We start from the raw sequence: 6,632 nt of genomic DNA, 5'->3' as shown, positions 1-6,632 counted from the left end.
TGATTAGGGACCAGAAAAAACCGCCGATTCGATATCTTGGCGACTAAGGGAGTATTTAAAAGCGCGATTGATGTCACTGCCGTCATTGGCTGCCCGAAAGTAACGAACGGTGATTTCTTCAATTTCGAGGCAGATTTCCGCTTTCCATGTCGGTTTTTCCACAGTCCAACAGTGGACATTCTCGGTATTTTTCCGACAACCTAACTTAACTAGCCATGCTTCGATCGCCGGTAAGGGATGATTATAGAGGGGAGTATCGGCAGTGGGAATCTTCATCGCATCTAAATCAAAAATAATTGGGCTACAGTGACGGCATTCTCTCCTCGAAGCATAGCAATAATCACCGCTAGTAACAAGCAGCCGAGCAGGGTGAGTGCCAAGATAAACAAAGCAAAAATTTCTCCCGAAGATAGGGGACGATCGGTCGGATCGAGATAGGCGCTACGATTAGCTATAGGTTCATCGCTATCGGGGATGGTTTGGATGACATTCCAGCGGGAGTAACCTATCTGTAAATCATACAGGGAACGGCGATCAGGATTACTCAGGGTGGCATAAGCTTCGTTAAGACGCTGGAATTTAACCGTTGCCACTTCGGGGCTGAGTTCGGTAGTATCGGGGTGGTATCGTTTGCTAAGTTCCCGATAGGCGCGTCGCACTTCGATCACCGAGGCACTCGGATGTAGTCCTAGAATGGCATAATAGGTATTGGCAAAGCGCGAGTTAGCGGCAATGACTCGCGAGGTGGTTTGGGAATTATCGCGCTCGAAGGTCACAAGATTTTTTACCGAAAAATTGGGTTTAAAGCCTCGCCCTTTTAGGGCGACTTTATGTGATGTATGATATTAAGAATAGCGGGCCGGGTAAGCAACCGCTTAAAAAACCCAGTCATCGCAGGATGAACGCACCTTGAAAACTAGAGTTATGGGGTTCTATAGGGGAATGCTCCTATAGGTAAAAGCTCTAAGCGTCAAGTACCAGAGAAACCAATTATTTTAGAGGTTTTGAACTGTATCGTAGGGGCCCCCGAAAACAGGCTTCTGTAAGGGAGCGAAAGTCTGGGGAGAGAACCACCTCTGGGTGGGATTTCGCCAGGAATCTAATTCAAGTGGACTCGTTGAGCCAGAAATTCACAGCAGTGATGCTAGAAGAATCCACGTCTGTTTAAGGCGTGGGGTATGTCAAACTAAAAATTGTCTTAATATTCTAACCCTGTTGATCATGAAATCTCGTTATCGGCTGCGTCTTCAGATCTGTCTTGTCTTTCTCATTGTTGCTCTGACGAGTTTCTCTCCTTGGCTAACCCCTAGCGCCTATGCGGGGATCGATGATGATCGCCTCGATGGTAATATTTTTGTGGTCTATGCGGGTAATGGTTCCCTCGTGCCACCGCGTTTAAATTTAGCGGAAACTTTTCAACGGAAAATTCCAGCTATTATTGTCTATTATTTGGATGATAGTAGCGATTGTAAGCAATTTGCGGCGATTGTCTCCCGTTTTCAAGAGTTTTACGGTCGCGCCGCCAGTATTATCCCCGTAAGTGTCGATTCTATCCCCTTAAAGTCTTCCTATCGTGCCGATGAACCGGGTTACTATTATCGCGGTGGGGTTCCCCAAACGGTGGTTTTAGACCAACAAGGTAAAGTGGTTTATGATGGTTTGGGCAATGTTAAATATGAAGATGTGGATGATGTCTTAAGAAAGGTTTTTGAGCTTTTGCCTCGATCGCAATCGCTAGAGTTAAAAAGACGCTCTTTTAACGAGTTTAACGCTGAATTACGCTAGTTACCTCTTTTTTATCCTCAATTGAACCAAAAATAATCATTTAGAGATGCTGTCAGCAGCGTCTCTATCTTGTTTTTAGGAAAAATAAAATTATTTACCTATTGTTTTTATTATCATTTAAGATTTATTTGAACCAAGAAATGCTAGATAATTCAGATTTTATCTGGAGTAACACTTGAAAAATATTTGCAACAGTGCCAGACTGAAAAAAGTTTGCTAACCTGATTATACTGAGAACAATAATCATTCTTATAGGTGTGGGAGACAGCAATGAAAATCAAGCAAAATTTCCTAACAGCAGCCATATTACTGGGTTTTTCTGGTCCGGTACTGGCTAATAGTCTCGAAAACCTCTCTAGTAACCCCATGGCACAGGTAACAAGTGTCAATCAATTGCGGGATGTTTCTCCCACTGCCTGGGCTTTTGAGGCCTTAAGAAGTCTCGTGGAGAGGTATGGTTGTATAGTAGGTTATCCTGACCGCACTTTTCGCGGTGAACGCGCTTTAACTCGTTGGGAATTTGCCGCCGGGTTGAATGCTTGCTTAAATACCCTAGAAAGATTGATTCAAGAAGGAGTAGCGGTATTAAAAGAAGATCTAGACAAAATCAAGCGATTAGTCAGGGAATTCGAGACAGAATTAGCGGCATTGGGTGCTAGGGTTGATAACTTAGAAAATCGAGTCGCTTTTCTGGAAAATAATCAATTTTCCACCACCACTAAATTAACCGGGGAAGTGGTGATGGCATTATATGGGGTAGCCACAGGAGAAAAAAACGGTGGTGAAGGGATTCCCCAAGTGCCAGCTTTTGGTTATCGGGCCCGTTTAGAATTAAATACTAGCTTCACAGGCAAAGATTTACTCTATACCCGTCTAGCAACGGGAAATATTGCCGATTTAGCCGATACTACGGGAACTTTTGAAAGCACCTTAGCCTTTACCCAACCGGACGGCAACGATTTATTGCTAGAAGTTTTAAACTACAGTTTCCCCCTAACGGAAAATATCCAACTCTGGTTAGAAGCGACGGGAGGTGCTAAAGATGACTTTACCAATACCCTCAACTTTTTGGATGGAGATGGTGCTAGTGGGGCGCTTTCCGCTTTTGGTACTCGCAATCCCCTTTATTTTGCCCCCGGACAAACTGGACTCGGTTTACAGGGTAATTATGGGGCTTTGCAATTCAGCGCCGGTTATCTTGCCGGGGATGCTAACGATCCTAACCCGGGTGCGGGTTTATTTAACGGTTCCTATACTGCCCTAGGGCAGCTGGGTTATGTTCCTAACGAGAATTTTGGCATTGCTTTATCCTACCTTCATGGTTATAACCAATTAGATACGGGAACGGGAAGCCAGCGCTCGAATTTCCGATTTTTCACCGAAGAACTATTCGGGGAGGCTGTGCCGACAATTAATAATAGTTTGGGTTTACAATTTACTTGGCGAATTGTCGATGGTTTTGTCCTCGGTGGTTGGGGTGGCTATACAAAAGCTATCACTCTTAGCACCTTAGATGGACAACTAGAACGCGGGGATTTAGATATCTGGAATTGGGCGGTAACTTTGGCTTTTCCTGATTTATTTAAGGAAGGAAATACGGCGGGTATTATTGTTGGTATGCAGCCCTGGGTATCTAGTTCTAGTATTAGATTAAATGATGGCAGTGCCACTAATGATCCCGATACTTCCTTTCATATCGAAGGATTTTATGAGTGGAAACTCACCGATAATATCGCCCTTACTCCGGGGGTAATCGTGATTACTTCTCCTAACTCTAATAACAACAATTCCACCTTAGTTATCGGTACTATCCGCACGACTTTTACTTTCTGATTTGTCTAGGCAGCCAGTCAGAAATAAAGATAAAGTATGACGGGATTTGACTTCATTTCTCCACTGGCTGCCGTTCCGCACTCTAGACTAACTGAATGAAGGGGCATTTATGGTATTTTTAGAGGCAATTTAGCCTATTTTTGTGGTTTCTTTTTTGATGGATTTAGAGGGTTTTAGTTTATGTTTGAGGGTTGAAGTTGTGGCGAAGAGGTCGAGGACGATTTGAGGAACACTGTTAAATGTGATTAAATAGAGTACAATAAAAGTTGAAGATACACCTAGTTACCTAGTTAAGCCATGAAACAAGTTCTCAAAAATATTAAGGTATCGGAGATTCCTACACTAATCGCTCAGTTAGGTCTTTCTCCTGAACAAGAAGTTAATCTGACGATTGAGGAAAATTCAGAAAGTCTTATCTCAATTATGGATAAAGTCGGCAAAAAAGCTCAAGCTAAAGGTTTGACAGAAGATAAACTAACAGAACTATTAGTAGATGAATCCTAATCGAGTTGTTATAGATACAAATGTTTTTATTAGTGCTTTACTAAATCCCCTAGGAACACCCAAAAAAGTAATCAATATAGCAGTCAGTCAATTTACTATTCTCCAGAGCGAGGCAACTTATCAAGAATTGGCAACGAGAATAAGTAAAAATAAATTTGACAAATATTTAGAAAAAGATGATAGGTTAGATTTCTTGTCGTCTCTTAAAAATAGGAGCTTATTTGTTGATATATGGCATGAAACGAGAGTTTGTTCCGATTTAGATGATAATAAATTCTTAGAATTAGCTGTATCTGGAATGGCACAATACATCATAACAGGCGATAAGGAGCTTTTAATTCTCAATACTTATCAAGGGATTCCAATTATTACTCCAGCAGAGTTTTTAGTTATTTTCTAGTGTCCCTGAGAATTTTTTGAGGGAGGAAGGCAAAAAAATAAACCTACTCAAGATTGAATGAAGGGGCATTTATGGTATTTTAGAGGCAATTTAGCCAACTTTTGTGGTTTCTTTTTTTGTTGATTTAGAGTGTTTTAGTTGGCGCTTGAGGGTTGAAGCTGCGCCGAAGCCGAAAGGGATGATAATTAACACATACCGCTCGAACTGTTATCTTTTGATGATGAGTAATTTGTTTAGCTTGCTATTGCTGCTAAATCGGTAGTTATACTGGCATTATATCTGGATAATGTTATGATCCCGACAGGGGTAAATTTTATTGCGATTGCGTTAGCGCAAATACAATGTTGATAAAAATTAATGTAGTAACTATAATATATAGCGGTTCTCACACCTGTGTGGCACACTTAAACCTTTGCTAATTAAGCTTTTCAACATCGATAGTGTACCTCTTGCGAACAGGAAACGCTATAGCTACATTTGGAGAGTAAAATTGAAGTGGACATGGGACGACAACAAAAATCGGACAAACAAGCGCGATCACGGCTTGAGCTTTGAAGCCGCTCAATATGTTTTTGCCGATTCTCTCGCTGTCAGCCGTCTTGATCCATACCCAGAGGAAGAACGCTGGCAGACTATCGGACTGATCGGTAAACTGACTGTATTTGTGGTGCATACTTGGCCGGAGTCTGATTCAGTGACCGGAGAGGAAACGGGACGAATTATTAGCGCACGCAGGGCAACAGCCCATGAAAGGAGGGCTTATGAAGAAGGGAGATTGTAATCCAGTACCGCCAGAGATACAGGCTGAAATTGACGCTCTAGCCGCATCACAAGAGCCTATCCGCACAGATCTGATCCCAGAGGCTACGGGAGATTGGAGCAGGGCGCGGCGTGGTGTATTCTATCGTCCGCTCAAACAGCAGATAACTCTAAGCCTTGATGCTGACCTGATAGACTGGTTCAAAACCCAGGCCACACAAGAGGAGGGGTATCAGACCAGTATTAATCGCGTCCTGCGAGAATATGTGGAAACACAGGCAAAAAAATAAACCCCCTCAAGATTGATTGAAGGGGTATTTATGGTATTTTTAGAAACAATTTAGCCTACTTTTGTGGTTTCCTTTTCATGGCGATACAATGAAGTTACTGCCACTTAATGAAACCTCTATGAACCTCATCCTTCCCTCTAAACTTCTGCAAACAGTACAAATGACTGAAGCTCAAATGCTCACGGAAATCGCTGTCATGCTTTATCAGCAGCAACGCCTTAAATTTGAACAAGCAGCCGAACTAACGGGAATGGCACTCGATGATTTCTACCAATTGCTAGTATCGCGTAATATCCTCACTCCACCCACTGACCCTGACGACGAACCAAAAGAACTCATCCTCACCAGTCTTTGTATTTCTCTTCAGCAAGCTAAAGAAGGCAAAGTACATCCCATCTCTGAACTCTGGGATGGCATAGATGACTGAAGAAATTCCCTCTATTAAGCTCCTTTTCTCTGATGAATTCAAGGATCGACTTCGCACCCTCGCCAAACGCTATCGGAGCATTCGTACTGACCTACAACCTCTAATTGATGACCTTCAGATAGGCAAATTCATCGGCGATCAAATACCAGGAATAGGCTACACTGTCTTTAAAGTTCGCCTCAAAAACAGCGATATTCAAAAGGGCAAAAGTAGCGGCTATCGTGTTATCTATCAACTTAAAGACAATGGTTGTGTTTTGATGCTCCTCATCTATACCAAATCTGACCAAACAGACATCCCAGCGCAGCAAATTCAAGACATCATTAATAAGTTTGACAATTTTTAGAAGTATTAATAGATGCCAAAAATAAACCCTCTCAAGATTGAATGAAGGGACATCGATGGTATTTTTAGAGGCAATTTAGCCTACTTTTGTGGTTTCTTTTTCAGTGGATTGAGAGGGTTTTAGTTGGCAACTGATAATAAAGCTTCTTCTATTGGCTTTGGTAACTCAATAGCATGAAACCGATTCACAGAAAAAGCGTAATCTTCACCACTTTCATCAATAACCCGAATTAGACTGTTTATTTCTGCTGTCTCATCAGGGATAACGCGGTATATTTTGCCAACTTCT

The 6,632-nt window shown here is 42.1% G+C and carries 10 protein-coding genes; 8 read left to right on the top strand and 2 right to left on the bottom strand.

Annotated elements, in window-relative coordinates:
* Positions 1-3: 3 nt before the first annotated feature.
* The gene (locus tag PX482_RS21565) at positions 4-276 is read right to left on the bottom strand and encodes a DUF3143 domain-containing protein (protein WP_002763790.1); all 273 of its coding nucleotides are present in this window, start codon (positions 274-276) and stop codon (positions 4-6) included.
* A 5-nt stretch (positions 277-281) separates the two neighbouring features.
* Positions 282-776, bottom strand: a complete 495-nt coding sequence (locus PX482_RS21560) for a J domain-containing protein (RefSeq protein WP_002763788.1) — start codon at positions 774-776, stop codon at positions 282-284.
* A gap of 445 nt (positions 777-1,221) precedes the next feature.
* On the opposite strand from PX482_RS21560, the gene PX482_RS21555 reads away from it, so the two are divergent.
* The 8 genes from PX482_RS21555 (at position 1,222) to PX482_RS21520 (ending at position 6,344) form a co-directional block, all read left to right on the top strand.
* The gene (locus PX482_RS21555) at positions 1,222-1,785 is read left to right on the top strand and encodes a thylakoid membrane photosystem I accumulation factor (RefSeq protein ID WP_043999545.1); all 564 of its coding nucleotides are present in this window, start codon (positions 1,222-1,224) and stop codon (positions 1,783-1,785) included.
* Positions 1,786-2,055: 270 nt separating this feature from the next.
* Entirely contained in the window at positions 2,056-3,618 is a 1,563-nt protein-coding gene (locus PX482_RS21550; RefSeq protein ID WP_288028140.1) for an iron uptake porin, read from the top strand.
* A 297-nt stretch (positions 3,619-3,915) separates the two neighbouring features.
* Positions 3,916-4,122 carry a hypothetical protein gene (locus tag PX482_RS21545; protein WP_002763776.1) on the top strand — a complete coding sequence of 69 codons (207 nt, stop codon included), beginning with the start codon at positions 3,916-3,918 and terminating at the stop codon, positions 4,120-4,122.
* On the top strand, positions 4,112-4,522 hold the full coding sequence (locus tag PX482_RS21540) for a putative toxin-antitoxin system toxin component, PIN family (protein WP_002763774.1): 411 nt from the start codon (positions 4,112-4,114) through the stop codon (positions 4,520-4,522). The genes PX482_RS21545 and PX482_RS21540 overlap by 11 nt, the downstream gene beginning before the upstream one ends.
* A 490-nt stretch (positions 4,523-5,012) precedes the next feature.
* Positions 5,013-5,303 carry a BrnT family toxin gene (locus PX482_RS21535; RefSeq protein WP_002763767.1) on the top strand — a complete coding sequence of 97 codons (291 nt, stop codon included), beginning with the start codon at positions 5,013-5,015 and terminating at the stop codon, positions 5,301-5,303.
* On the top strand, positions 5,284-5,571 hold the full coding sequence (locus tag PX482_RS21530) for a BrnA antitoxin family protein (protein WP_288028137.1): 288 nt from the start codon (positions 5,284-5,286) through the stop codon (positions 5,569-5,571). Before PX482_RS21535 ends, PX482_RS21530 begins: the two co-directional genes overlap by 20 nt.
* A gap of 88 nt (positions 5,572-5,659) precedes the next feature.
* Positions 5,660-5,998 (top strand): UPF0175 family protein, encoded by a 339-nt coding sequence (locus tag PX482_RS21525; protein ID WP_002763765.1) that lies wholly within the window; start codon positions 5,660-5,662, stop codon positions 5,996-5,998.
* Entirely contained in the window at positions 5,991-6,344 is a 354-nt protein-coding gene (locus tag PX482_RS21520) for a hypothetical protein (protein WP_002763763.1), read from the top strand. Before PX482_RS21525 ends, PX482_RS21520 begins: the two co-directional genes overlap by 8 nt.
* Positions 6,345-6,632 lie beyond the last annotated feature (288 nt).

The organism is Microcystis sp. M53602_WE12 (genome assembly GCF_030065455.1).
Lineage (GTDB): Bacteria > Cyanobacteriota > Cyanobacteriia > Cyanobacteriales > Microcystaceae > Microcystis > Microcystis aeruginosa.
The sequence above is the reverse complement of the archived record's forward strand: the minus strand, read 5'-3'. Positions and strand labels throughout refer to the sequence as shown.